Here is a 26,088-nt window from a genome sequence, read left to right as displayed (position 1 = left end):
GGGCGGGCCACTGCCCCCACAATCGGACAAATTCTACCGCATTGATGGTGCTAATTCTTGGCCGATTGTGCCGCCACCTTTTCTAGCACACGCTGGTAAGCTGCTTCGACTTGGCCCAGATCTTGCCGAAAGCGATCTTTGTCGAGCACCCGTTGAGCTTCGTCGTCGGTGGTTTGATCCCATAGACGGCAGGTGTCAGGGCTAATTTCGTCGCCCAGCAAAATCTGCTGTTGGGTATCGAGGCCAAACTCCAGCTTGAAGTCAACCAGGGTGATAGCGCAACCCATGAAGAAATCCGTCAGGATTTGATTGATTCTGAGGGCAAGACGGCGCAGAGTGGCGATCTGTTCCTCACTGGCGATTGCCATGGCGCGAATGCGATCGCCCGTCAGCAGCGGATCACCCAGTGCGTCGTCCTTATAATAGAACTCCACCAGCGGCGGATCGAGGCGCTGGCCTAGGGGCAGACCGGTCTGCTTGCAGAGGCTGCCCGCCGCCAAATTTCTAACGACGACTTCGAGGGGAATGATCTGGAGGGCTTTGACCCGCATGGTGCGATCGCCCGTTGTTTCTAGCCAATGGGTCTCAATGCCTGCTGCCTCAAGCTGCTTAAAAAGATAGGTAGAGATAGCGCAGTTGATGTGCCCCTTGCCAACTATCTGGCCCTTCTTTTGGGCATTAAAAGCAGTGGCGTCATCTTTAAAGTAGGTCAGCAGCACCGCCGGGTCGTCGGTGGCATAGATAATTTTGGCCTTGCCTTCGTAGAGTTTTTCGCCAAAAGATTCACCAGGGACCATAGTCGTGGGGCGGTATCAGGGACATCCCATACTAGCGTCCTCGGGGGTGGATGGGTGGATGAGCTAGTTCTACTCCCTACCCATCCACCCCCTACCCATCCACTCCCCTACTCGCCACCCATCCACTCCCCTACTCCCCCGTCGCGCTGTACCCTTAGTTAAGTAACTGTCACCATCGCGCAACGCTCCATGGCCACTATCAACGACAACTATCTCAAGCTTAAAGCGGGCTACCTGTTCCCCGAAATTGCTCGCCGGGTCAGCGCTTTTGCCGAGGCCAACCCCGACGCTCCGATTATTAAGCTGGGCATTGGCGATGTGACCGAGCCCCTGCCCGAAGCCTGCCGCACCGCCATGGTCAAAGCGGTGGAAGACATGGGCGATCGCACCTCCTTCCACGGCTACGGCCCTGAGCAGGGCTACCTCTGGCTGCGCGAAAAAATTGCCCAACACGATTTTCAGAGCCGGGGCTGCGACATTGATGCCAGCGAAATCTTTATCTCCGACGGCTCCAAGTGCGACTGCGGCAACATTCTCGATATTTTTGGCAGCAACAACTCGATCGCCGTCACCGACCCGGTCTACCCCGTCTATGTCGACACTAATGTGATGGCAGGCCACACCGGCCCCGCCAACGAAAACGGCGAGTACGGCGGCCTCACCTACCTGCCGATCAGCGCCGCCAATGCCTTCACCGCCAGCATCCCCCACGAAAAAGTAGATCTGATCTATCTCTGCTTCCCCAACAACCCCACCGGGGCGGTCGCCAGCAAAGAGCATTTGCAAGCCTGGGTCAACTACGCCCGCGCCCACGGCTCAATCATTCTGTTTGATGCCGCCTACGAAGGCTTTATCACCGACCCCACCATTCCCCACTCCATCTATGAAATTGAGGGAGCGCGGGAATGTGCGATCGAATTCCGCTCCTTCTCGAAGAATGCTGGCTTCACCGGTACTCGCTGTGCTTTAACAGTTGTCCCCAAAACCCTCATGGGCAAAGCCGATGACGGCAGCGAAATAGCCCTCCACGGCCTGTGGAACCGCCGCCAATCCACCAAGTTCAACGGCGTCTCCTACATCGTGCAGCGCGGGGCCGAGGCGGTTTACTCTCCCGAGGGTCAGGCTCAAACAAAAGCCCTAATCGACTTTTATATGGAGAACGCTCGCATCATTCGCGAGCAGCTCACGGCCGCAGGCATTGCTGTCTATGGCGGCGTCAACGCCCCCTACGTCTGGGTCAAAACCCCCAACGACCTGACCAGCTGGGACTTTTTCGATAAGCTCTTGCACACTTGCCATGTGGTCGGCACCCCCGGCTCGGGCTTTGGGGCCGCAGGCGAAGGTTACTTCCGCATCTCAGCCTTCAACAGCCGCGACAACGTGAACGAAGCCATGCGCCGCGTCACTGAGAAATTCCGGGTGTAAGACAAATCAATGAGGCTTCTGTCGGGTGGGCAGTGCCCACCAGTTAGCCTTTTTACCCAATCAAACCTCCTTTAGAGCACCGCTGAGGAAAACTTCCATGCTCACCATCGCGCTACCCAAGGGCGGCATGCTCAAAGACAGCATTCGCCTACTCCAAGCTGTTGGCCTCGACTTTAGCCTGTTTCTCGACAGCGCTAATCGCCAGCTGCAAATTACCGACGCCTCGGGCCAGGCGACAGGGCTACTGGTGCGCGCCCAGGATGTGCCCGTCTATGTGGAATACGGTCAAGCGCAGCTCGGCATGGTTGGCTACGACGTACTGCGCGAGAAAAAGCCCGCTGTAGCCCACTTGGCTGACTTAGGTTTTGGCGGCTGTCGTCTGTCGGTGGCCGTCAAAACCACCAGCCCCTATCGCTCGGCCCTCGATCTGCCTGCCCACAGCCGGGTGGCCTCTAAGTACGTCAACTGCGCCCGCGACTACTTTCAAAGCCTAGATTTGCCGGTAGAAATTGTGCCTCTTTACGGCTCGGTAGAGTTGGGGCCGATTACGGGCATGTCGGAGGCGATCGTCGATCTAGTTTCGACGGGCAAAACCTTGAAGGAAAACAACCTGATGGAGCTAGAGGTGCTCTACCACAGCACTGCCCGACTGATTGCCCACCCGCTGAGCTATCGGGTCAACCCCTACGGTCTAAAGGATTTGATCGATCGGGTGCGCACCCAGGCAGAGGCAGTGACTGTGTAGGAAGTCTTGCTGGATAGGTTAGTTTCAAGAACAGTAAAGCCCTCTATCGACAAGACAGAGGGCTTTTGTAATGCAATAAGCAATAGAAGCTTAACCGGCGATCGCACCTCATCCGGCTGAGCGGTTTGTACGTCAGCAGCGATACCGCCACAAAGGCCACTAGCCCCAACAGTGGCCTAGTCAGCCTGTTATCAACCTCAAATATCGTCGGCATCAGCGTAAACATCAAGCGATCGCCCGGTAGGATGTAAAACATCGCACTCTAAAAGCTGCCGTCATGTTTATCGATTACATCACCCTCATGCTGATCAACATGGTGGCCGGGCTAGTGCTGCTGGCCGACTTTGTCTATCACGGGCTAGACGGGGCCAACCTCAAGCGGTGGATACCGGGCTTTGGGTTAGTGGGGGCGATCGCTCTGGTCACCGGCCTGCACATGGTCTTGACCTGGCCCGTACCGGGCAGCTTCAACATTTCCTTTGGCGAAACCACAGTGCTGTTTGGGGGGCTTTATCTGGCCACTGCGATCGCGATCGTTCAGGGCTGGGATTTGCTTTCGCTGGCAGTCTACGCTTTTTTTGCCGGCCTTACCGCAGTCGTCATAGGGGCACGCATCATTAATCTGGGTCAAACCCAACAGCCATTAGTAGCTGGGCTAGGCTTTATTCTGACAGGATTGGGCGGGGTACTGGCAGCCCCTACCCTGGTGTACCTGCGTAGCAACAAAGGCTGGCGCATCCTGGGGACTGTAGTCCTGCTGGTGGCGGCGCTGGTGTGGGCCTTCGTTGGCTTTCTGGGCTACTGGGGTCATCTAGAGGGCTTTAGTGACTGGCAGCCGCCGGTGATGCGGGGCGAGCCTTAGCCGGCTTGCGCAGTCTCCAAGCTAACCAAACCCTTCTCCAGACGGGGAATGGGTGGAAACACTCGCTAAAATTAAACAAAAATCCTTCATCCCAGAGCCGCACTACAGCAGGGTAAACCGGTGTGGCCCTGAGCTTAATCTTTGTTTACACTCAAAGAAAGCCTTTACCCCCGACTACCATGCTGCTTCAGCCCGACCAGCGCACCAAGCTCGACGAGTCTAGCGACACCGCTTTCTACGATGCGCCCCGCTTTGTAACCCATGTAGATGATGGCTTCATTCAGCAGCTCACGGATCTCTACCGTGAACGTTTAACCCCCAACAGCCGCATCTTCGACATGATGAGCAGCTGGGTCTCCCACCTGCCCAAAGACATGGGTTTTGAATGGGTCGAAGGCCATGGCCTAAACGCCGAAGAGCTGGCCAAAAACCCCCGCCTCAACCATTATTTCGTGCAAAACCTCAACGAAAACCCCAAGCTGCCGCTGGATGACCAATCCTTTGACGCAGTGCTCAATACAGTATCGGTACAGTATCTCCAGCAGCCTGAGGTGGTGTTTGGCGAAATTTACCGCATTCTCAAGCCGGGCGGTATTGCTATTGTTAGCTTCTCAAACCGCATGTTTTATCAGAAGGCGATCGCCGCCTGGCGTGACGGAAGCGAAACCCGCCGGGTCAATCTGGTCAAAGGTTATTTTGGCTCTGTACCCGGCTTTAGCAGCCCAGAGGTGGTAACTCACACCCCCAGCGTTCCCGCCATTCTGCAAATGCTCGGCATGCCCGGCGGTGACCCCTTCTATGCCGTCATTGCCGAACGGATGGAACCGCTGGTGTCTAGCTAGCCCTGGACTCGGTGTCAAAGGTTTCAGACTAAGCGCCAAACAGCACGAGGGTGCGATCGCTAATTGCTTGCAGATTGCGGCTCAGGTCATTGCGGATATGCCGCTCGATCAGCGCCACCGGCATCGCTCGGGGAGGCCGAATCACCAGATCATAGCCTAGGCAAACTACCTCACCAGCGGCATCTTTCACTGGTTCTAGCGTCCACTTGCCCTCAAATTGGCGAAAGTCACCCTCCACCATGGTAAAGCGCAGTTCCTTCGGAAAGGCCTCGACCATATCCAGCACCACACGGGCGCAAAACTTGATGTTGAGAAAGCATTGGGAGCCGATCTGCTCTAGGCGAATGCCGCCATTGGGATGGCTCAACCGCTGACTGTGGGAGAGATTGGGGATAAAGCTCGACAGGTTGTTGTAGTCTGTCAGCACCTGCCAGACCTGATCGGCTGTGGCAGGAATCTGGGTTGACGCCAAAATACGGCGCTGCTGTCCCTCCAGCTTCTCGGTGTGGATGGTGACACCTGCTGCCTGCGCAGAAACCTCAGCACCTAGGAGCGCTGGTTCAAAGTTGGGGATTTCAGGGGTTGTCGCAGTCATGGGTCAAAACCAGCCGTTAAGGGTGTAGTTTGGCCAGGCCACCACACCTGTGCCCAGAATACCAGCAAAATTTACTGGCATGGTGTTGCCCCGATGAATTGTTGCCCTACGAATTAGGGATAGATTTGTCATGGCGTTCAAACTCAAGGGTGAAACAGGTTTGCCAGAGTTGGGCGTCGATTGGTTGGCTTGACACCTTTATAGTGCCCCCCAGTTGCTCTACAAGCCCACGGGCTAGGGCAAGGCCGGTACCGGTACCAGCAATGCCATCTTTGGTGGCGTTGTGGCCTCGCCGAAACTTGTCAAAAACGTGAGGCAAGTCGTCTGCCTCAATGGCCGCCCCCAAATTACTAACTTGCAGAGTGACCCGTCCCTCTTGGGCCTGATTATCAGCTAGGGCAAAGGTCACAACCGTTTTCGGGGTTGAATACTTGCGGGCGTTGCTCACCAGCTCTTTTAACACTTTGGTCAGCCGCTCTGGGTCAGTGGCTAGCAATACCGGCTTAGACGGTAGCTGTAGTGCCAGCGTTAGCTGAGCCTGGTGAAATTGTTCCTGTGACTGTTTGGCCAAATCCGTGAGCAGCTGCCCTAAATCTGTAGATTGGCGAACTTCTGCAGGGGCTTTAGACTCCAGAGTTTGCAGCATCAGCAGGTCGTTCACTAGGTTGATTTCGCGGGTGCACTGCTGTTCCAAAATATCCAAATACATAGCCGATCGCTCGGGGGTGAGATCGGGGCGGCGCAGCATGCGAATGGCCAGCATCATGCTGGTGAGGGGGGTGCGTAGCTCGTGGTTAAGGGTGCTGAGAAAGTCTTCTTTGAGGTAGTTGAGGTAGCGTAACTGCTCGGTGTTGCGCTGGGCTTGCCCTTGAAGGTAGTGCTGATGGAAAGCGATCGCGCCTATGCTGGCCAAGTTAGCCTGGGCGGTAGGCTCCACGCTCAGCCCCCCAGCCCCCAGCAGCAGCATCGCGCCCTGCAACCCTGCCCCATCCACAGCAATAGCGGTGCAGTGCGCAATGGTGCGTAGCCAGGCAGGTGTCTCTGCTTCGTTCCGCAGCAGCCCTGCCAACCCCTTCTGCCAAGACAGCCGAGCCTTGCCTGCTGCTTGGTCAATGGTTTGTTGAACGAGTTCTAGGGCTGCTTGGCGCTGTCGATCTAGGATCGAGCCGCTTTTGGCGTCACCGAGCTGGTGGTTAACAGAGGCTCCCCCCTGGCGCCAACAGGTGTAAGTCAACCCGTGGTCAGGATAGTGGCAGAGCAGTAGGCAAGCCCCTGCTCCCAAGTGAGTGCCCAGCACCTCCGCCAAAGACGGCAAGATGTCGGGCTCATTGAGCGTAGCAGCCAGGGCGTGAACCAAGGGCCAGGTTTCGCGCCCTTCACAAAGATAGGTAGAGGTAGACGCTAACCCCTCGGGAGGGCGAGCCTGGAACAAAACTGTCGGATTTTCCGAAGCCATGGGCAATCGTCCAGCGAAGTATTCCTGACCTCCTGAGCCGGGGGTGGGGTTTGGGCTAGCCTGACCTCACCCTCGACTACTCCTAGCCTATCTACTAGCCTGCAAGGCAGTATCCGTGAATACGCCAATTTTTCGATCGCCTTCGCTCAGTAAGATCCGCAATCTCTACCGGGATAGCCGAAGGCTGGTCCTTGATCATCGCAAGGTTCAGCGCTACATCTTCTTCACAGGTCGATGACGTTGCCTCTACCCTAATCGTCAGCAGGACATTAGTATTAATGAAGTCAACGCTGGGGATGGCTAGACTTTTGCTACCCTGGCAAAAATTCCTTTCCTAGCGGGTTCCTATGGCACGGTCAAAGCAACCTTCGGCTTCTCCAGTAATTGGCACCGTTAAGGGGCCGGGGGAAAACGGCAACCAGTATGTGTTCATTACCGCCGACAACCGCCAGGTCAAAATCGGTGAGTTTGTCTACTACACCGTCGATCTAGCGGATATCCCCAGCGCCCAGATTCTAGGAAAGATCTCCGATCGCCGCCTGATCGACCACCTGCCCGATCGCATCTTTGCTGACCCAGATATCAATCCTGAGGCGATCGCGGCACTGGTTGGATTCGCCCATCCCAATCCTGAAATCTACGAGGTCACTGTCGATGTGGTGGGTCATTTTCACCCTGCCCTAGGCTTTATGAACCCTCGCATCGCCCCCGATCCAGGGGCCAAGGTCTGTCTAGCCGACGACGAAAGCCTGCGCCAGATTATTAATAAGAAACAACCCAAAGAGGTGGGCTCTGCCGAAATCGGCTCCTTACTGCTGCGTCCCGGCGGGCGGGTGCCCGTAACGCTGGATGTGAAAGAGCTGGTGAGTACCCACATGGCGATCTTGGCGGGCACTGGCTCGGGCAAAAGCTACACGGCGGGGGTACTGATTGAAGAATTGCTCAGCCCCTACAATAGGGCGGCAGTGCTGATCTTTGACCCCCACGGTGAGTACGGCACCCTAGCCGACATGCGCGGCCATCCTAGCTTTGCTAGCGACGATGGCTACAGCCCTGAAGTTAAGCTGCTTACCCCCGACGACATTCGCATCCGTATGTCGTCGCTCGACTACTACGACATTCTCACCCTGCTGCCCGATATGAGCGATCGCCAGCAGGCCATTCTCAACAAAGCCTTTAGCCTGTTGGGCAAGCACAAATTTGGCGAACACCGCTGGGATGTGCAGGATCTGATCTCGGCTTGCTACGAGTCAGACCGCACCACCGACGACGAGGGCAACGAGAAAACCGGCTCGTCGGCTCCAGCCCTGGAGTGGAAGCTGGGCAAACTGGAGCGATCGGACTACTTCCACCGCATGGAGCACCTGGCCCCGAAGGATCTGTTTGCCCCCGGCCAAGTTACCGTGCTGCAAATGAACGAGATCAGCCAAGAAGAGCAGCAGGTGATCTGCGCCGCCGTGCTGCGCCAAAGCTACCAGGCTCGCATCAACACCGCTAAGGATAAAATTTCTGCTGATGACGAGAACTACCTGCCTTACCCGGTGTTCATTCTGATCGAGGAGGCCCACCGATTTGCTCCGGCCAATGAGCCGGCCCGCTGCAAGCAGGTGCTGCGCACCATTCTCAGTGAGGGCCGCAAATTTGGTATGGGCGTAGGGTTGATTACCCAGCGCCCCGGTAAGCTCGACTCCGACGTGCTCAGCCAGTGCATGAGCCAGTTCCTCATGCGTATCGTCAACCCAGTAGATCAGGACAGCCTCAAGTACGGGGTCGAAGCCGCTGGGCGCGATCTGTTAAAAGAATTGCCGTCCCTGACCAAGGGCCAAGTGATTGTCTCAGGAGCCTGCGTCAATACTCCGGTACTCTGCCAGGTGCGCAAGCGATTGACCAAGCACGGCGGCGAAACTATGAATGCTCCAGAGGCTTGGCTCAGCCACTTTCAAGGCCACCGTCAGCAGGCCCGCCACCTAGAAAAAGCCGCTCCTGCTAGTACTGGCAAAAAGGCCGAAACTTTTAGTGGTGTGAGTATTGAGTAGACATTAGCCAGCAACCTAGGCGTTAAGCAAACGCTTAGGGTGTGAACTGAATCAATCCCGTCCGCTGAGGGCGCGGGCAGTTTCGCGGGATTCTTGCTTGCGCTTGAGGCTTTCGCGCTTGTCGTGGAGCTTTTTACCCTTAGCTAGGGCAATGGTGGCTTTGACCCACCCCCGCTGGAGATAGAGCTTAAGCGGCACCAGGGTAAGTCCCTTTTGCTCGACTTTACCAATTAGCTTGCGAATCTCGTCGCGGTGCAGCAGCAGTTTGCGGGTGCGCTTGGCCTCGTGGTTGTAGGCCTTGTTGGTCATGGTATGGGGCGAAATATGTACATTGTGCAGCCACAGCTCCCCGTCTTTGATCAGAGCATAGCCGTCGCGCAGGTTAACCTTACCCTGGCGAATCGACTTCACCTCTGAACCCATCAGCTCTAGTCCAGCTTCATAGGTTTCGAGGATTTCGTACTCGTGGCGGGCCTGGCGGTTATCGCTGACAATTTTGTATCCATCACTTGAATCGGCCACAGTGTGTCCTCCTATTCCACCACCACCCGCCACTCATGCAGTTCATACTCGACACAGTGATGTTGAATCAGCGGGTCAGCAGCTACAATGGCGCGGGCTTCATCGATAGAATTAGCCCGGAATAACAGCATACCACCCCCATATTCGGCCCAGTAACCGCTCTTAGCGGCATAGCCTTGGGCAATAAGACTTTTGACGTAGGCTACGTGGGCCGGTACATGCTGGTCAAAGATGGCTTTGTTAACGACACCTTTTTCGATTTTAACGAACCAGGGCATAGCAGAAAGTTTGTCTTACAGCTGGCCTAGGGTAGATCGACTTGGAGATCGTCTTCGCTACCCAGGTGGATAGTTTTTACCCAACGCAGTCGCTTGGGCCGTACCGACAGGCGCATCGTCATGGTAGCGATGACCAGTAGCCAGTGCAGCATGTACAGGTTACCCCACAAGGTTTGTAGACCACTCACCCAGATCGGCTGTTGCCGAATACGTCGCAAACCGCAAAACATACCTACCATGGACAGCGTCAGCGCCAAGCTGGATACGGGCAAAAACAGCGGCAGGCGATGGCGCAGCATGGCCATCGCAAAGTCAGGCAGAGCCACCGCAGGCAGACCATACTGAATCATCCAAAAGGCGGCCATATCGAAGGTTTTGGCCGGAGGCAGACGGCGCTGGGTAATTAGCCGCCAGTAGTCAAGGTAGCGCTGGTAGCCCCCTTCAGCCCAGCGGTTGCGCTGGTGCCACAAGGCCAGGGGTCGCTCAACCCCCTCTTCGCCCACGGCAGGATGCAGCAAAAACTGAATCTCCCAACCGCTAAAGTGCAGGCGTAAGGTGAGATCGAGGTCGTCGGTAATGGTTTCTTCGTTCCAGCCACCGCACTGAGCTAGGGCAGCCCGCCGCACAAACTGGCCATTACCCCGCAGTTCGCCGATGCCGCCGAGGCTAATGCGCTGCTGCTGAAAGTAGCTATCAAGGGCCATTTCGGCCTGCTGACCACGGGTCCAAAGATTTTTAGCTCTGTTGACCACAGCTTTCTGTAGCTGCACAGCACCAACCTCAGCTTGGTCAAACAAAGGTACTAGGTGGCGCAGTAGATCTTTGGGCACACGGGCATCGGCATCAAATACGCCAATGATGTCGCCTTTGGTATTGGGCCATACCTGGTTAAGTGCTCCTGACTTACCCCCACTGGACCCAGCGGGGCGGCGCAGTATCCGCAGTTGGGGATAACGGGTGGTGAGTTTTTGCAACCGCTGATGGGTGCCGTCGGTGCTGTTGTCGTCAATGATCCAGACCTCGTAGCGGCAGGCAGGATACTCCAGCTGGCAAAGGGCTGCGACCAAGGGTTCTATGACGGTTTCTTCGTTCTTAGCAGCCACTAGAAGCGAGACGTAGGGCCAAGCGTCCCAAGGGGAGCCTGCGATCGCCGCAGATCGGCCTTCAACCATCGCATCACCGCCGTGAGAGACCTCTTGGGTGATCGAGGGCAGCGGCGGCGGCGGCAGCAAAGGTCTGCCCCACAAAATTCGCAGCGCGTGGGTGGTAAGAATGGCCGTTAACCCCAGCACTGCCCAACTGCCCCAAGAGACCAGGTGCAGCACAACGGTAAGGCCCCACAGCACACTCAAGGTCAGGGCCGCCTTGGAACGCCGACCGGCAAATCCCGGAAAATCTTCGATTTCCAAATCTTTGATCGGAGTGTGGAAGCGCCTAGGGGAAGAGCGTCCGGGAAAATCAACCATGAACTCAGAGTAGGGATCACAACAAAAAACGACGGTGGCCAGACCACAACACGGATCAGCACCTCATGCCGAGTACGGCCTCGGCCTAGGTCTATCATCCTCGATTTTGCGGAAAATTTTAGTGATACACCCAATACCATCCTGGGGAATGCTAGTTCTAGGTCGCGTCATCGTTAGCAACCCGGCGAGGTAAGTATCCAGTATCCTAAGCATCTAACCTCGATGACCGTCCGAATATTCGTTTGTTGAAATTTGACCTAAGGCCAGACCCATGAGTTTGACGTTTGAGGCAATTCAGCCCGCAGGCAAGCAGGATATCAGCGTTTACATGCCCTATTACCAGGGCAATAAGCGTAACGCGCTGCCTTACGCCATTTCTCTATATAAACAGGGCAATCTGGAGGGGGAGCGGCAAATTGAGGGGAGCGATAGTATTGCCTTTGTAGCGACCTGGAATGTGTCTGTACTACCGGCAGACTTGACCCGCTGTCGCATGCAGTTTGAAGGTGATAGCGATCTCAGCTACGAAATTACAATGGCGACCTTTGAGTTTGTGGATTTTTTGTTTGACGTGATTGTGGCGCTGCGCCAAAAGCGCCCAGCAGATTTTTCCCAAGGGTTTTATCGCAAGCTGTTGCGATTGGATGAGTAGGGCAACCGCAAGGCCAGTGAGGTTCTAGGGATAGGTTGAGCGGAGGGGCAGTGAGATGCCTAACGCTGACATCCCTATAAGGTGGCAGAATGGGGGTGGTGCTGTGCCCACTGGCCTGGTTGACTAGGGTGCTCTGTAGTCGTTGGGGTCGGGGAGCAGTGCATTACCCCATGGAGGACTTGTGGCGTGCCCAGTTCAGCAAAGCGTTTGGTGATTGGTTCAACCGAGTCGTATAGTGGCAAATCGGCAATTTTACTGGGTGTTGGGCTCCAGCTTCAGGGGTTGGGCATGGATGTTGGGTTTGGTAAACCCATGGGCAACTCGACCAACGGGGATGGGAAGGATCCAGATTTAGAGTTCATTGTTGACACGCTAGGGCTGTCAGCGGCGCGATTTTACCCTCCGGCCATCTCGTTGACCGAAGCTACTGTGGCCGATCGCCTAGCGCTTAGCGGTCAGCCTCCGGCAAGCTACAGCTTGCTGGACTATACCGAGCAGCGGGGCGAAGACTTACTGCTGCTGGAAGGGCCCGGCAATCTCACTGAGGGGACGCTGCTGAACCTGTCTGTGGCCCACATTGCTGCCGATATTGACGCCGCGGTGCTGCTGGTGACGCGCTACGATTCGCTGCTGCTGGTCGATCGCCTGCTGGCTGCTAAGGCTCAGCTGGGGTCGCGCCTGATTGGAGTGATTATCAACGATGTGCCTACGGATGCGGTAAAGGCCTGCGCTGAGCTGGCCCGTCCATTCTTAGAAAACCAGGGAATTCCGGTGCTGGCGGTGCTGCCGCGATCGCCCATTATGCGCAGCATTACCGTGCGCGAGATTGTCGCTCGGCTTGATGCTGAGGTGCTGTGCTGCTCTAACCGCCTTGACCTAATGGTGGAGACTCTCACCATCGGAGCCATGAACGTGAACTCAGCCCTGCGGTATTTCCGCAAAGCCACCAACATGGCGGTGGTGACCGGGGGCGATCGCACCGACATCCAGTTTGCGGCGTTAGAAACCTCTACCCAGTGTCTGGTGCTAACGGGCCAAATCCCCCCTTCCCGGGAGATCTTAGAGCGCGCCTCAGACTTGGAAGTACCGATTGTCTCCGTTGACTCTGACACCTTGTCTACGGTTGAGCGCATTGATGAGCTGTTTGGCCAGGTGCGCCTGCATGAGCCCATTAAGGTACAGTGCATTCAAGAGTTGGTAGCTACCAACTTTGACCTAGACCGTCTGCTGCACTTACTCGATCTCAAACTGCCGGTTTCGGCCACCTGAGGTCTGCTGACCTGGGGACAGAGTGTAGCCTAACCCGGTTGGTCTGATACAATGAAGCGCGTTATTCTCGCATTCGGTGCAGCCTTTGAGTCAGTCCATGGAAGCGTCGCTCGAATCCGCTAAAGTCGACACGTTTTTGCAGGAACTTGCGGCTATTCAACAGTCAGGTTCCAAGCGGGTGGCTATTTTGGGGTCGCGCCATGTGCCGATTACCCACCAGCAACTCATCGAGCTGATGACCTATGCGCTGGCCCTCGGGGGTAATCGCATCATCACCTCGGGGGCGACTGGCACCAACTCCGCCGCCATTAAGGGAGCAATGCAGGCCGATCCCAACCTGCTCACTGTAATTTTGCCCCAGAGCCTAGAACGCCAGCCTCGCGAGTCGCGCGATCAGCTAGAGCAGGTCATGCACCTAGTCGAAAACCCGGCCAACGATGCCATGTCTTTGGCAGAGGCAAGCTCGCTGTGCAACCAGGAGATTATTTCTCGCTGTCAACAGCTGGTCTGCTTTGCTTTTCACGACAGCCACACCCTGCTGAAAACCTGCCAGGATGCGGAAGACCAGCGCAAGATTGTGACGCTGTTTTACTTCGACTAACGATTGGAGTTACAGCAAAAAAGTTATTGAGGACAATAATTCATGGCATCTTTGCTGTCTATGCCGGGGTTTTTGCTGGTTAGCATTGGGCTGGCAGCTTTGCTAGTCTATCTACCCTTCCTGGTCGTGGGCTACGGGCGATTTGCGGTGGGCTACGACCAGACCGCCCCTCGGACCATGCTGGCCAAACTGCCCCCCTATGCGCAGCGGGCTACTTGGGCCCACGAAAATGCCTTTGAGTCAATGATTCTATTTGCTCCAGCGGCGCTGATGGCCTACGTCACCCAGCAGCAGTCAGGGCTGGCGCTGGGAGCCGCGATCGCCTACCTCGCTGCCCGCACCCTGTACCCGGTGGCCTACATTGCGAATGTGCCGCTCGGGCGATCGCTGATGTTTGGGGTCGCCAACCTGAGCACCTTCACCCTCTATGTCTTGAGCTGTCGGTCGGCCTTGATGTAGTCTGTTGGTGCGCAGATACTCAACGGTACCTATGGCTTCTAGCTTTTCCTTTGATATCGTCAGCGATTTCGACCGCCAAGAACTGGTCAACGCCCTCGACCAAACCCGGCGGGATGTGATCAGTCGTTACGACCTGAAAGACACTAAAACCTCCATTGATCTGGCGGACAGCACCATCACCATCGAAACCGCCAGCGACATGACTCTAGACGCGGTCAAAGATTTGTTGTACCAGAAAGCAGCCAAGCGCAATCTTTCCCTCAAGATCTTTGAGTTTGGTGATGTGGAAGCGGCTAGCGGCACCCGCGTACGCCAGACCATCACCCTCAAAAAGGGCATTGAGCAGGAGATGGGTAAGCAAATTACTAAGCTGATCCGCGACAACCTCAAAAAGGTGACCGCTGCGATTCAAGGGGATGCGGTGCGGGTTACCGGCAAGTCTAAAGATGACCTGCAACAGGCGATGCAGCTAGTGAAGCAGGAAGACTGGCCCGTGGCGGTGCAGTTTACCAACTATCGGTAGAAACCATTGGTAGGGCGATCGCCCCTCACTCCTTGGGCACGCTAAAGAATGCTGCCCCAGGAACATCACGCCATGACCGCCGAACTCACCAAGACCGAACTGGGCACCCTGGGCGAAACCCTAGTAGCCAACTGGCTAACGACCCAGGGCTGGCAACAGTGCGATCGCCAGTGGTACTGTCCCTGGGGCGAGCTCGATTTGGTGATGGCCTGGGGAGCCGCTAACCCCAGCGGTCAGCTTACCTTTGTCGAAGTCAAAACTCGCAGCCAGGGTAACTGGGATGCCTACGGCTTGATGGCAATCACCCGCAGCAAGCAAGCCAAACTGTGGAAAGCTGCCCAGCTCTACTTGATCAAGCATCCCCAGTGGGCAGAAGCCACCTGCCGATTTGACGTAGCCCTGGTGGCCTGCCGCCGTGGTCAGCAACCACCAACCAACCCTGCCAAGCACCTTTTAGTGGATGATGTTCGCTATCTAACGCTGCAAGACTACATCGAAAATGCCTTTGACGTGCCCAGTTGCTGAAGACTGTAGGATTAGCAAAACCGGAGTTCTTAAGTAAATAATAATGCCCCATTAACGGCATTCGAGCATTCATAGTCTAAGCTGCTATATAGAGGTATAGTCGTTGTCCTGCCTCTATCCCTAGCGTCTGCATCCAGCCAGTGGGCTAGAGCAGGCTGCCTACCGTACTTCCCAGTTCGCTGTTTCTCTGGGAATGCCCTATGACCAAGTTTGCAATTTACGTCTGCCCGACCGGAAGCCTAGCCGAGCAGATCAAGCGGTTCTTAGCCGAGCACAGAGAGACAGCAGCCCCCCTTCAGCAAGGCCCAGATGCCTGCTGCTTGCTAATTGAAGGCTTTGAAGAACAGTCTGGTGCGGCCCCGATCTATACCCGCAGCCTCGATCGCGCCTACAACCGCGGCCTAAAAGCACGCCCCACTCCGGTGGTGACCCTAGAGGGCCTAGTAGTCAAACCCGACTGGAGCGGTCTGGCGATTACCTCTCCTTGGCTGAAGCAGGTGATGGTGAATTTTGCCTGCACCGTGAAGTCGCCCACCCGCAAAATGCCTCTCCGCATTCAGGATGAGCTGGGTCTACCCCTGGCCTATGGCTCTAACCGCAAAGACAACAAGGCCATAGTTACCGAGGCAAAAGCAGCCATTGACTGGAAAACCCCCACCCAGTGGGAGATGCGGTTTTACCAGCAGCTGACCAATCAAAGCTGGAAATGCCACAGCAGCTGGGATCTAGGTGAAAGCCAACCTGCGGTTCTAGAGGCCTCGGTAAACTAGAGATACGCTCCATAGCCCTTGCCCTTGGCGATCGCCCCCGACCCAATCCTGCCTCACATCACCCTGGTGCTGGCCATGAGCCTGGACGGCAAAATTGCCGATGCCCAGCGTGGTGCCGCCCGGTTTTCTTCAGTGGCCGACCTAGCTCACCTGGAGGAAAAAGTAGCAGCGGCGGACGGGGTGCTGTTTGGGGGAGGTACTCTGCGGGCCTACGGCACCACCTTAAGCGTGCGCAACCCAGACCTTTTGGCCCAGCGGCGACAGCGGCACCAAACAAACCAACCTGTGCAGATTGTCTGGTCACCCTCGGGCAATCTCGACCCCAAGTTTCGATACTTTCAGCAGCCGGTACCTAGAGGGCTAGTCACCACTGCCGATGGGGCTCAGCACTGGGCAGAAACGGGGCTGTTCGAGCACATTTGGATAGTGCCCGAAGCCAAAACCCAGTCCTGGGATTGGCCCTGGATTTTAGCCCAGTTGAAAGCGGCGGGCATCCACCACCTAGCCCTCTTAGGCGGGGGCGGGCTGGTGGCAGAGCTACTGGCCCACCACTGCGTCCACGACATCTTCGTAACGGTGTGCCCGCTGATTTTGGGGGGCACAACGGCCCCGACCCCAGTAGAGGGAGCAGGTTTTTTGGCAGCGATCGCTCCCCGGCTACAGTTGCTCTCCCATGAAGCGATAGGAGGGGAGGTGTTTTTGCACTATCGGGTCCTGCCCCCACCTCTGCAAGGGTCTGGAAATTCCTTTACCCTGGAGAATAACCAACCCTCTCCTACTGACTAATCTTCCATGGGCTATCCCTCTGTGCCGTCGCTGACCGCCACCTGGCTGCGCTCCATTGATGAGATTCCCGAGGCCGTGTGGGACGAACTAGCCCAGCCCCTAATTACACCGTTCCTGGAATGGAGCTGGCTGCACAATATGGAGCGATCGGGCAGCGTGGGGGCTAACACGGGCTGGTTGCCCTGTCATCTGGCTCTCTGGCAGGGGACAACCCTGGTCGGGGCTGCTCCCATGTATCTGAAGGGCCACAGCCGGGGCGAATTTGTATTTGACCACCAGTGGGCCGATTTGGCTGAGCGTCTGGGGGTAGAGTATTATCCCAAGCTGCTAGGCATGGCGCCGTTTACCCCAACGGAGGGCTATCGATTTTTGATTGCCCCCGACGCCGATGAAGCGATCGTCACTCGGGCCATGGTAGAGGTGATTGACGGGTTTTGCGATCGCAACAACATCTCCGGCTGCCACTTTCTCTACGTTGATCCCGAGTGGCGGGCCACCATGACCCAGCTAGGCTTTGCTGAATGGTTGCACCACAGCTACGTGTGGCAAAACCATGGGTTTAAAGATTTTGACGACTACCTGGGCATGTTTAACGCCAACCAACGGCGCAACATCAAGCGTGAGCGCAAGTCGATGGCGACGGCGGGCCTGCGTCTGGAGGCGATCGCTGGAGATGCCATCAGCAAGACCCTGTGCGACCAGATGTACGATTTCTATGCCGACACCTGCGACAAGTTTGGTTGGTGGGGCAGCAAGTACCTGAGCCGCAAATTCTTTCACCTGCTGCACCACGACTACCGCCACCGCATGGTGTTTTTTGTCGCCTATAGCGAAGACGACAGCAACCCGATAGGCATGTCGTTTTGCCTGACTAAGGGCGATCGCCTCTACGGCCGCTACTGGGGCTCAACGATGGAGATGAACAATCTGCACTTTAACGCCTGCTACTACGCGCCGATTGAGTGGGCGATCGCTAACAACATTACCCTGTTCGATCCTGGGGCGGGAGGACGCCATAAAAAACGACGGGGCTTTCCAGCCCTGGGTAACTACAGCCTGCATCGGTTCTATTCGCCTCGCATGAAAACCCTCCTGACCCGCTACATCACTGAGGTCAACGAGCTCGAGCAGCAGGAAATTGACACTATCAATGCCGAGCTACCCCTTAAACTACCTCCAGGGGATAGCCTCTGCCCTCAGACTTAGGCCTAAACAGCTTGGGTATAGCAACAGCACAGGCGGGCACCCTAGAAGAGCAGATTTGTTCGGCTGAGTAAGCAATGGATAGGGTCAGTGGCAGAACTGGATAGCATTGAGCGCAGCCTGCGAGACCTAGCCCCTGCTGACCTATACGCAGCCCTATGGGTTGACCCTTCTGCCCAAACCCTGGTCAAGGTGTTTGATCATCTGCGTACGCTACAGCATATTTTGATCGACTACCTGCCTCGCGATGTAGCCCAGCAGCCACCCCTCAGCCCTCAGATACGCCATTGCTGGCATCGCGGCACCTTATTGTTTACTGATTTAGCTGGGTTTACTCCGCTATTTGCGGCTAGTGCGGCGGCAGGGCAAGCTGGGGCCGAGACTCTATTGACCTTAATCAACGACTACTTTGCCCGGATGGTAGAGCTGGTCAGCAAAGCTGGCGGTAACCTGCTGGAGTTTACCGGCGATGCCATGCTGGTGCAGTTTCGCCACGAGACCTATCAGTCTGGCGGCGACAACGCCGAGATAACGCAGGCCGTCTATGCCGGTCTGCGAATGCAGCGAGCCATGGAGAATTTTTCTGCCCTTGAAACCGCTCAGGGCCCTCTATCGTTGCGCATGCGGCTAGGCATTCATCCGGGGCAGTTTGTAGCGGCAGATATTGGTACCCCTTTACGCCGAGCTCACGTTCTGTTGGGACAGCCAGTGCTGGTGGCTAAGCAGACCGAAGGGGCCGGGGCAGTGGGCCGAGTCTGCCTCAGCCAAGCTGGGTATGACTGCCTTCAACCTGCGGCCCACCCCCTGAGTCTAGAACCTAACTCCGAGTCTAGCTGGCTGGTGGTCGACGACCTGAATGCTAAAACCCTGGGAGAGTACGACCTCACTCTAAGCCGTCGCCGCACAGCCAGCTCAATGTTGTTTGACCGCAGCGTGCCCGGCCTAATTGGTGAAATTCAGGCTAGCCTCGCCACCGTTGAACCCTTAGCTAGCTATCTGCCTCGCCCAGTGCTCCAGTTGCTTGTCAATACCGCTGCCGCTCGCCGTATTCCCCCGGCTTTTCCTACGGCGGCAGTGGCCTTTGTCAATTTAATGGGTTTGCCAGAGGCAGTAGATACCGCTTATCCCGACGATACTGACGGCATTGTCACCTGCTTCTCCCATGCCTTTGCCCTCATCAACGGCGCAGTAGAACGGCGGCGCGGCATTTTGCAAAAGGTGACCTACCACTCAGTAGGCTCAGAGCTGCTGATTCATTTTGGCGTGCTCGCCCCCGATCCCGAGGCTCCCCTACGGGCCACCGAAACCCTGCTGGCAATTCGTACGTTGGTGAGCCAGTTGCGGCAGCCCATGCGGCTGGGCCTGCCCTTACCCATTAGCTGCCGCATGGGGTTGACCTACGGCCCGGTGTTTGCGGCAGAGATTGGTGAGCCCCGAGGCCGACGCGAGTTTAATGTGCTGGGGGATACAGTCAACACCGCCGCCCGGCTGATGAGTCAGGCCAGCCAAAATCAAATCTTGCTCGATGCCGCTACCAGGCAGGTACTTGAGTCCGATTCCAACTACCGCTGTAGGTTTTTAGGGGAACTACTGCTCAAGGGCAAAGCCACTCCTCAAGCGATTTATAGCCTCGAAGGCTGACCTACTATCAGAAAATTGAGGCGGCAGCTCGGCGCGTTACCATAGAGAGTCCTAACGTTGTATTACCAGGCCGCGATCGCGGTGGCCTAACCTGCGATGACTCTACCTTCTAGCACCCAGCCTGTCGACAAAGCCCAGCGCCAGGCCCTCGATGACCAGCTCTCGAAGCGCTACATTGAGCTGGACCCAGCGGGCTATTTTTTAATCTATTTAGACGTAGAGCTGGGGCTGATTTGCGCTAAGCACTTTGCCAATATCATTAACGACAAAGGGTTGGCCTGTGACCCCGCTACTGGCAAACCCCTACCCGTGCGTGGCCCTGTAGAGCGTGTGCCCACCTGCACTTATAGCGGTCACACAGCCAAAGAACTCTGTATTTCTATTTTTGAAGATCCAGAGCGTCCCTGCCCTATCACCTATCTCGATCATGCGGCCTACTTAGGGCGCGAATTTATGCGGGCCGAAGCTGCTCTCAGCGCTGGCGAACCCTACATTCAAGATTGAGTTTATCCACTGGCGGGCATCAGTTCTATACCTGAATTGCCCTTGCCATTTGATGGGTTTGGCTAATGGACTCGGGAAGCCAATAGCTGCTCTTCTAGAGCGGCAATGCGGTTATACGCTGCTGTAAGCTGGGCCGTTAGCCGCTGAATTTGTACGTCCTGGGAGAAATTGGTTTCGGTACTCTGGCGGTCTAAATCGAGATAGCTGCTGTCGAGCAAAATATCTTTGTGCTCGCAAACACTGTCCAACATACTGGGGCTGTGGCGGGGGGCATTGCCGTAGGCAAAGCGACTGATACCTGGCTCGCCGGGAGTAACCGAGCAGGCCTGGGTCGCGATTAAGGCTGCAACCTGATCGTTGACCTGATCAATCATGTGATGCAGGGCGTCAATCTTATTTGTCAAAAGACTGACCTGGGTTTGCATAGAGTCCATGTGACGCCTGGTTTTTAAATTTCCCTTCTCATCCTAGACTCAAGGTAATAGATCACATTGGGTCTCCTGAATCATTTAACCTTTATTCGCAGGGGTTGCTGTGATATTTACACCCGCTCTAAGACAGCCTTAGTAATCTGAAAAGCGGCTAAGAAATGTCTGGCTTTGTAAACATATTTGCTGAGATTGTTACACCTTGCCCCTAAATGATTTGGGCAAATAGACGGCTTTTCTATTCAGGGAAAAAATGGTTTTTGAACCGTCTCGCGCTTCTTGACGGTGGTTTATTGTTGTCAGTCTGCTGGGTTTGTGGCCGTGCGCTAAGTAGCCTAGGTTACCGTTAAGGCACTAGGGGACTAATTAAAATGCCTACGAAGGCGATCGCCCCTAGCCCGGCCAGAATGTAGGCCACCACCAGGGCCGGAGACCGCCGCGATCGGTAGACTAGATCGTTGCGCTGAATGCGCTGGAGCTGATGGTTGTGATCGAGGGCGGCACCTAACAGCGCCAAGGTACCTAAGGCCACAAAGGATAGGCCTAAAATTCGAGTCAACCGCAGGGGATTCACCCCGTCTCCCAGGGTTTGGTGAATGGCTGCCACAATGCGCTCAATCCCGAAGCCAAAGCCAATTAAGGCCAGGGCCGTGCGAATCCAGGCCATCAAGGTGCGCTCTTCAGCGGCGCGATTGCGCTCTTTAGCCAGTTCTGTTGCTGGGTTAGGCTCTGGGTTAGACGAACTCATGGCAACACCAGCAAGGGTAGACAAACAAGCGGCTCAGCGAAACTATCCTACGCTCAGGTGGCTCAATCTTGAGCCTGAATCACTTTTTTGTGCTGCGTGGTTGACCCTGACCCAGAGGTAAAATCAGCGGCGAGCGTGGTTCTGCCATTTAGATGGCCCGTTTCAAACTATCAACCTTGCGACCTGCCACCGATCGCTTCAAATGGCAATTTTACCCATGAGTAATGCCCCTCCGTCTTCTCTGGTAAACATCACCAACGAGCTAGCTCGAGAACGTAACCGCGCTGCTGCCGAACGTACCCTAAACGCCTGGAGCAGAATTTGCCTGGGCTTGATTGGCTTTGGCGTGGCTTATGAACAAATTACACGCAGCCTGCGGCGGCACGTGACATCGGCAGCCATCATAGCGAACCCGAATCCGACCCTGGTGGGCCTGGGGTTTGTGGGCATGGGTCTATTGCTGCTGGGGCTAGCGCTGGTGCAGCACCGGCTAACGCTCAACGCCCTTGAGCAGCAAGGCAATGTGCTGCTGTCGATCAAGACGCTAAATCGTTGGGCGGTGGTTGCCATTGTGCTAGCAGGAATCGCCGGGTTAGGGGTAACGCTAGTGCTGCCGTGATGGTTTCTTACTTCAGCAGGTTAAATCCTAACCAGCCCAAGGCCACGGCACCGGTCACAAAAATTGCTAGTCCCGTAGCTTCTGCCACAGACCAGCGGGGCCGGTATCGATAGTGGGGCGCTCGCAGGTGCGTCCCTTCAGTTTGATAGTCGGCGATCGCAAACCCCAGGCTCAGCACCCCCAGACCGACATACACTAGGCTGAGACCATAGGCCCACCCATCAATGCCACGGTCAACGCAGTGGGCACCGAGCGCCGCTAAGATTTGCTCAAGACCCAAACCCAGGCCAATTAGCGTGAGGCTGTTGCGCACAAAGGATAGGAGGGAGCGATCGGCGGCGAGGCGGTTGCGATCGCGGGCCAGAGCGTCCTGGGCATGGGGTGGGTAAAGGCTAGACATGGGTAGCCAGAGCTGAAGATGATACTGGGCAATACCTAGTCTATTCCTGGGGCTGGGTCTCTGACGTTTGGGTGGCCTGTTCAACCCAGTCTTCCCCCACCCGAATTGTAATGTCGGAGTCGAGGTCACCGGTTGACTCCGACAGGGCCAGCCCTACTCCTAGCAATGACTCGACCGTACGGGCACTCTCGACATCGCCGCGTTGAGCAACAACTTCGGTGCGGGCCATGGTGGTTGATAAGTCATCGATGATATAGACATTGCTAAAGCCGTTCTCGCGCAGGTAGTTGGCTACCGAGGCGGCTTGATCGGGCTGGCCAGAGGCATTTTGCACCGCAATAGACAGATCGGCTACGTAGTTGCCCTGGGAATTGTCGGCGTAAATGCTCACCCCTTCAGCCTGAAAAAAGTTTTGCATGACGGTGGCCGAAGCTTCCCAGTTGGGGAGCCAGTAGCTGGCGTTAAACTCGGCTGGGGTGCTAAATCGACCGGGCAGCATCACCATTTGCAGCTGGTCAGACTCCATTTCGAGGCCGAAGTTGGCGATCGCCAGCATTTCCTCCAGGGTGAGGTTAGTATCGACATAACGCTCCACCACCCGCAGCGCCTGGGGCAGCTTGGGCAGCACGGCGGGGTTAGTCAACCGCTCCCGCAGCGCCTTTAGCAGCATTTGCTGGCGTTGCACTCGGCCGATATCGCCGCTGTCTTTGCGGTAGCGAGCAAACTGCTCAGCCTGGTCGCCATTGAGGGTTTGCCAGCCGGGATACAGATCTATATAGAGGCCCTGGGTGCGATCCGTGTACTCCATACGGGTGGGCACATTGACCTCAATGCCCCCTACCAGGTCAACCATTTCTCGAAAAGCGCTGGTGTTGATGCGTACGTAGCGATCAATTTGAATGTTACCCAGGTTGTAGCCCACGGTTTGAGCGACCAGTTCTGGGCCACCTAGGACGTTGGCCTGATTGATTTTATCCATCCCAAAGCCTGGAATTTGCACGCGGGTATCACGGGGGATAGACATGACGTTGAGGGTGCCGGATTCGGCATCGACCCGCACTAGCAACAGGGTGTCAGTACGACCAGCAAACACAGCGTCCGAGTTGGGCTGGGCATCGGGAACTTCGTCAATGCCCATCACCAAAATGTTGACCGGACGCGTCACCTGGTAGCGAAAGCCCGCCTGCCAGAGATCGCCAAAGCTAGCGGCGCGGTTGGTGTTGCCACCCATAAAGTCGGGCAAAGGCACCGTAAGGGAAATCACCGCCCCAACCGCAGCCGAAACCGCAGCCGTACCGACAAATAGGCTACCCCACAGCAGCGATTTAACCAGACGTCGGGCCATCCTAGGGGGGTGGGATGATTGGTCAGCAGATGAGGCTGGTGCAGATGGTTGACCGTCTGAGGCTACAAGCTCAGCCTGTTCAGGGTCGGTAGAGCGACTTTCTTTAGGGTCGACATTCTGCAAAGGGGTTGTCATGAATACCTGCTTGACTTGCTGCGACGCCCTACCACCATAGCCCCTGCCACGATTGGCCAATGTAGCCTCAGCATGGTTTTAGACCCAAATTTCAACGCTTAAAGACAGGATCAGGGACACCCCCTAACACCCTATTAAAACTTCGCAGCAGGTTAATGTGTTAATCAATATTAAGCGAATTTTGCCCTGAAATCTCATTCCAAAGGATAGGATTGAGCCACTTATGCAGGTGGTTGTGAAGCCGCCGCTATGACTTAATGACTTAAAAGTCCAGGGGAAATTTTTATGGCGGCGTTAATTCCTATTATTTTGGCAGGGGGTAAGGGCGAGCGGTTTTGGCCGGTGAGCCGTTTGGCCCGTCCTAAACAGTTCTTGTGTCTAGACGGCAGCGATCGCAGCCTGCTGCAAGCCACCGCCGATCGCCTGCTGCCCCTGGCCAACGGCTGGGAAAATATGTGGGTGATTACCGCCGCTCACCTAGCTGATCGGGTTCGTGAACAGCTGCCTGAACTGCCCGAAGCTAACCTGCTGGTCGAACCAGTGGGTCGTGATACCGCTCCGGCAGTTGCCTGGGGCACCCTGGAGGTCGCCCAGCGCTACGGCGATGACGCTTTGGTGGGTTTTTTCCCGGCCGACCACTGGATTGCCGACGAAGCGGCATTTTGTCAGACCCTAACGGCGGCGGCTGAGCTGGCCGTTAGCCAAGGGGCGATCGCCACCCTGGGCATTACCCCCACCTACCCCGCCACCGGCTACGGCTACATCGAGCAGGGGGAGGCCACCGGCACCTACGGCAGCCTCAGCGCCTACACCGTCAGCCGCTTCACCGAAAAACCCGACGCTCCCACCGCCCAATCCTTCATTGACAGCGGTCGCTTCAGCTGGAACAGCGGTATGTTCATCTTCCCCGCCGGGGTGATGGTCAACGAGCTGAAAACCCACGCCCCTGCTCTGATGCAAGCCCTGATTGCTGAAGGGGTTGACGCCTATCCCGGCCTAGACAAGCTCAGCATTGACTACGCCGTCCTGGAGCACACCGATCGCGCCTACGTCATGCCCGTCACCTTTGGCTGGGATGACCTGGGCGACTGGAACGCGGTCGAGCGCCTGCTGAAGCAGCCCGGCGAGAAAAACGTCGATTTAGCCACCCACGTCGCCCTTGATACCGAAGGCAGCATTGTTTACTCCGCCGACCCCGATGAGGTCATCGTCACCATTGGCCTGGAGGATGTGGTGATTGTGCGCGACGGCAATGCCACTTTAATTGTGCGCAAAGACCGTACCCAAGACATCAAGGCGGCGGTGAAGCAGATCGGTGCAGAGGATCGCTTTCAGCACCTGCTGTAGCCCTGGTTGCCAGCCGCCGCTGGACTTTTCCAAGCTGGATGCAGCAGGGAGGAAGTTACCCAGGGATCTTGTGCCTCAAGAGAGAACGTTCCAGGTTGGACAGCGGTTGATATAATTTCGGGATCAGCCGTTTATACCTGCGCTATGCTGCGGAACTCCGTGGCATGCAGCAGCTCGGAACCATGCATCCAACCATTGACGACATCGACTTTCAGGCCCGCCAGGGGAGTGTAGCCGCCATCATTCAAATTTTGAATGAGCACTTCGCTGACGAGGGCATTCGCACCCGCGCCATTCAAGACAGCGGCATTTTGCAGCTGCTGGTCGAGGCCCCCAGCGCCGATGCCCTGCCTCGGGAGACGGTAGTTGACCAGGTGCGCAACGTGCTGGAGTCGATTAGCCCACGGGGCATTAACAAGGTCAATATCAACAGCCGCATTGTGCAAGAGCAGCAGCTGCTGTGGCTTGATGAAATTAAGCGTGACCCCAAAAACAGCCTGCTCTGGTCAGAGCCGATTGTGCTCAAGCAGCCCAACCCGGTAGCCCGACTGTGGCGTGACCTGCGCGCTCCTCGCCAGCGCAACCCGTTTTTAGATGATGTGTACAAAAAAAAGCCGGCTTCGAGCCGCAGCGCTTTTTGGCGGGGGTTAGTTGGCGGTGCCAGTTTGGCGCTGCTGCTGCTGCTGGTGGGATGGGCGACTAAAGACTGGCTGGGCGTTGAGCTGCCGTTGGGGTCGCAGGTTGCCCCCACTACTGAACCGCCTCCCACCCCAGCTCCAGAGGCGCCCACGGGCCAGGATCCCTTCGTACTGGCGGTGCGCATTGCTCAGCAGTCGGTGGAAGACGGTAAGTCGGCTGCCACCGCTGCCGCCTGGCTAGATTTAGCGGTGCGCTGGCAGCGGGCAGCCGATCTAATGTCCGAGGTGCCACCTGGGGACGAGCGCTACCCCGTTGCTCAAGATCGAGTGCAGATCTACACCGCCAACAAAGCCAAGGCCCTGGCCGAAGCCGAGAAATTTTAGGAAATCAACACAAACCTAGGTAATTTCCAAGCACTATGCAGGTCTCAGTCAGGCCAATGCAAGGGGCGCATAATGGCGCGGCTAGCA

The 26,088-nt window shown here is 56.3% G+C and carries 30 protein-coding genes; 19 read left to right on the top strand and 11 right to left on the bottom strand.

All coding sequences use genetic code 11. From position 1 onward, the window contains the following. Positions 1-50 precede the first annotated feature (50 nt). Positions 51-797: a phosphoribosylaminoimidazolesuccinocarboxamide synthase gene (gene purC, locus NC979_RS07920; RefSeq protein WP_190514600.1), complete on the bottom strand. Its 747-nt coding sequence runs from the start codon at positions 795-797 to the stop codon at positions 51-53. Between the two features lie 189 nt (positions 798-986). Between purC and NC979_RS07915 the strand changes: the two genes are divergently transcribed. The 4 genes from NC979_RS07915 (at position 987) to NC979_RS07900 (ending at position 4,671) form a co-directional block, all read left to right on the top strand. After that, positions 987-2,222: an LL-diaminopimelate aminotransferase gene (locus NC979_RS07915; protein WP_190514599.1), complete on the top strand. Its 1,236-nt coding sequence runs from the start codon at positions 987-989 to the stop codon at positions 2,220-2,222. Between the two features lie 97 nt (positions 2,223-2,319). Continuing rightward, entirely contained in the window at positions 2,320-2,967 is a 648-nt protein-coding gene (hisG, locus tag NC979_RS07910; RefSeq protein ID WP_190514598.1) for an ATP phosphoribosyltransferase, read from the top strand. A gap of 277 nt (positions 2,968-3,244) precedes the next feature. Next, positions 3,245-3,829, top strand: a complete 585-nt coding sequence (locus NC979_RS07905) for a DUF981 family protein (protein ID WP_190514597.1) — start codon at positions 3,245-3,247, stop codon at positions 3,827-3,829. 179 nt (positions 3,830-4,008) lie between these two features. Further along, a complete protein-coding gene (locus tag NC979_RS07900; RefSeq protein WP_190514596.1) occupies positions 4,009-4,671 on the top strand; it encodes a class I SAM-dependent methyltransferase in 663 nt (220 codons plus the stop codon). Between the two features lie 28 nt (positions 4,672-4,699). Here the strand turns inward: NC979_RS07900 and NC979_RS07895 are convergent, their stop codons facing one another. Genes NC979_RS07895 through NC979_RS07885 form a run of 3 tightly spaced genes read right to left on the bottom strand, consistent with a single transcriptional unit; the run spans position 4,700 to position 6,722 of the window. After that, on the bottom strand, positions 4,700-5,266 hold the full coding sequence (locus NC979_RS07895; protein ID WP_190514595.1) for an SRPBCC family protein: 567 nt from the start codon (positions 5,264-5,266) through the stop codon (positions 4,700-4,702). A 3-nt stretch (positions 5,267-5,269) separates the two neighbouring features. Continuing rightward, positions 5,270-5,398: a hypothetical protein gene (locus NC979_RS07890; RefSeq protein ID WP_348253527.1), complete on the bottom strand. Its 129-nt coding sequence runs from the start codon at positions 5,396-5,398 to the stop codon at positions 5,270-5,272. Further along, positions 5,373-6,722, bottom strand: coding sequence for a sensor histidine kinase (locus NC979_RS07885; RefSeq protein ID WP_190514594.1), 1,350 nt, complete (start codon positions 6,720-6,722; stop codon positions 5,373-5,375). Before NC979_RS07885 ends, NC979_RS07890 begins: the two co-directional genes overlap by 26 nt. Positions 6,723-7,069: 347 nt before the next feature. Here NC979_RS07885 and NC979_RS07880 point away from each other — a divergent pair, with 347 nt between their 5' ends. Continuing rightward, complete coding sequence (locus tag NC979_RS07880) at positions 7,070-8,758, top strand: ATP-binding protein (RefSeq protein WP_190514593.1); 1,689 nt, start codon at positions 7,070-7,072, stop codon at positions 8,756-8,758. 51 nt (positions 8,759-8,809) lie between these two features. Here NC979_RS07880 and smpB read toward each other — a convergent pair whose 3' ends face one another. From smpB to NC979_RS07865, 3 genes are read right to left on the bottom strand one after another with little or no spacing between them, the layout of a single operon-like run. After that, positions 8,810-9,280 carry an SsrA-binding protein SmpB gene (smpB, locus tag NC979_RS07875; RefSeq protein ID WP_073606786.1) on the bottom strand — a complete coding sequence of 157 codons (471 nt, stop codon included), beginning with the start codon at positions 9,278-9,280 and terminating at the stop codon, positions 8,810-8,812. Between the two features lie 11 nt (positions 9,281-9,291). Further along, complete coding sequence (locus NC979_RS07870) at positions 9,292-9,558, bottom strand: YciI family protein (protein ID WP_190514592.1); 267 nt, start codon at positions 9,556-9,558, stop codon at positions 9,292-9,294. A gap of 26 nt (positions 9,559-9,584) precedes the next feature. Further along, positions 9,585-11,024 carry a glycosyltransferase family 2 protein gene (locus tag NC979_RS07865; protein ID WP_190514591.1) on the bottom strand — a complete coding sequence of 480 codons (1,440 nt, stop codon included), beginning with the start codon at positions 11,022-11,024 and terminating at the stop codon, positions 9,585-9,587. 271 nt (positions 11,025-11,295) lie between these two features. Here NC979_RS07865 and ebsA point away from each other — a divergent pair, with 271 nt between their 5' ends. The 11 genes from ebsA (at position 11,296) to NC979_RS07810 (ending at position 19,957) form a co-directional block, all read left to right on the top strand. After that, positions 11,296-11,676 carry a type IV pilus biogenesis protein EbsA gene (gene ebsA, locus NC979_RS07860; protein WP_199303819.1) on the top strand — a complete coding sequence of 127 codons (381 nt, stop codon included), beginning with the start codon at positions 11,296-11,298 and terminating at the stop codon, positions 11,674-11,676. Between the two features lie 186 nt (positions 11,677-11,862). Beyond that, a complete protein-coding gene (locus NC979_RS07855) occupies positions 11,863-12,945 on the top strand; it encodes a DRTGG domain-containing protein (protein WP_190514590.1) in 1,083 nt (360 codons plus the stop codon). Positions 12,946-13,042: 97 nt separating this feature from the next. Continuing rightward, complete coding sequence (locus tag NC979_RS07850; protein ID WP_190514589.1) at positions 13,043-13,546, top strand: DNA-processing protein DprA; 504 nt, start codon at positions 13,043-13,045, stop codon at positions 13,544-13,546. A 42-nt stretch (positions 13,547-13,588) separates the two neighbouring features. Next, the gene (locus tag NC979_RS07845) at positions 13,589-14,005 is read left to right on the top strand and encodes an MAPEG family protein (protein ID WP_242021491.1); all 417 of its coding nucleotides are present in this window, start codon (positions 13,589-13,591) and stop codon (positions 14,003-14,005) included. A gap of 31 nt (positions 14,006-14,036) precedes the next feature. Further along, entirely contained in the window at positions 14,037-14,528 is a 492-nt protein-coding gene (locus NC979_RS07840) for a YajQ family cyclic di-GMP-binding protein (protein ID WP_190514588.1), read from the top strand. Positions 14,529-14,600: 72 nt separating this feature from the next. Further along, the gene (locus NC979_RS07835; RefSeq protein WP_190514587.1) at positions 14,601-15,053 is read left to right on the top strand and encodes a YraN family protein; all 453 of its coding nucleotides are present in this window, start codon (positions 14,601-14,603) and stop codon (positions 15,051-15,053) included. Between the two features lie 200 nt (positions 15,054-15,253). Next, positions 15,254-15,823: a hypothetical protein gene (locus NC979_RS07830; RefSeq protein ID WP_190514586.1), complete on the top strand. Its 570-nt coding sequence runs from the start codon at positions 15,254-15,256 to the stop codon at positions 15,821-15,823. Positions 15,824-15,841: 18 nt separating this feature from the next. After that, positions 15,842-16,609, top strand: a complete 768-nt coding sequence (locus NC979_RS07825; protein WP_242023781.1) for a RibD family protein — start codon at positions 15,842-15,844, stop codon at positions 16,607-16,609. Positions 16,610-16,615: 6 nt separating this feature from the next. Then, a complete protein-coding gene (locus NC979_RS07820) occupies positions 16,616-17,815 on the top strand; it encodes a GNAT family N-acetyltransferase (RefSeq protein WP_190514585.1) in 1,200 nt (399 codons plus the stop codon). Between the two features lie 87 nt (positions 17,816-17,902). After that, positions 17,903-19,453 carry an adenylate/guanylate cyclase domain-containing protein gene (locus tag NC979_RS07815; protein ID WP_190514584.1) on the top strand — a complete coding sequence of 517 codons (1,551 nt, stop codon included), beginning with the start codon at positions 17,903-17,905 and terminating at the stop codon, positions 19,451-19,453. A gap of 96 nt (positions 19,454-19,549) precedes the next feature. Then, on the top strand, positions 19,550-19,957 hold the full coding sequence (locus tag NC979_RS07810; RefSeq protein ID WP_190514583.1) for a DUF4346 domain-containing protein: 408 nt from the start codon (positions 19,550-19,552) through the stop codon (positions 19,955-19,957). Between the two features lie 62 nt (positions 19,958-20,019). Here the strand turns inward: NC979_RS07810 and NC979_RS07805 are convergent, their stop codons facing one another. Continuing rightward, positions 20,020-20,391: a hypothetical protein gene (locus NC979_RS07805; protein ID WP_190514582.1), complete on the bottom strand. Its 372-nt coding sequence runs from the start codon at positions 20,389-20,391 to the stop codon at positions 20,020-20,022. 340 nt (positions 20,392-20,731) lie between these two features. Next, entirely contained in the window at positions 20,732-21,133 is a 402-nt protein-coding gene (locus NC979_RS07800) for a YidH family protein (protein ID WP_190514581.1), read from the bottom strand. Positions 21,134-21,350: 217 nt separating this feature from the next. Between NC979_RS07800 and NC979_RS07795 the strand changes: the two genes are divergently transcribed. Then, positions 21,351-21,752, top strand: a complete 402-nt coding sequence (locus tag NC979_RS07795; RefSeq protein ID WP_190514580.1) for a DUF202 domain-containing protein — start codon at positions 21,351-21,353, stop codon at positions 21,750-21,752. A 7-nt stretch (positions 21,753-21,759) separates the two neighbouring features. On the opposite strand, the gene NC979_RS07790 is transcribed toward NC979_RS07795, so the two are convergent. Beyond that, the gene (locus NC979_RS07790) at positions 21,760-22,152 is read right to left on the bottom strand and encodes a DUF202 domain-containing protein (protein WP_190514579.1); all 393 of its coding nucleotides are present in this window, start codon (positions 22,150-22,152) and stop codon (positions 21,760-21,762) included. Between the two features lie 40 nt (positions 22,153-22,192). Beyond that, entirely contained in the window at positions 22,193-23,632 is a 1,440-nt protein-coding gene (locus NC979_RS07785) for an LCP family protein (protein ID WP_190514578.1), read from the bottom strand. A gap of 285 nt (positions 23,633-23,917) precedes the next feature. On the opposite strand from NC979_RS07785, the gene NC979_RS07780 reads away from it, so the two are divergent. Further along, the gene (locus NC979_RS07780) at positions 23,918-24,979 is read left to right on the top strand and encodes a mannose-1-phosphate guanylyltransferase (protein WP_190514577.1); all 1,062 of its coding nucleotides are present in this window, start codon (positions 23,918-23,920) and stop codon (positions 24,977-24,979) included. A gap of 182 nt (positions 24,980-25,161) precedes the next feature. Next, complete coding sequence (locus NC979_RS07775) at positions 25,162-26,001, top strand: hypothetical protein (RefSeq protein WP_190514576.1); 840 nt, start codon at positions 25,162-25,164, stop codon at positions 25,999-26,001. Positions 26,002-26,088 lie beyond the last annotated feature (87 nt).

Source organism: Leptolyngbya subtilissima AS-A7 (genome assembly GCF_039962255.1).
GTDB lineage: Bacteria > Cyanobacteriota > Cyanobacteriia > Phormidesmidales > Phormidesmidaceae > Nodosilinea.
This window is presented reverse-complemented; position numbering and strand designations above follow the sequence as displayed.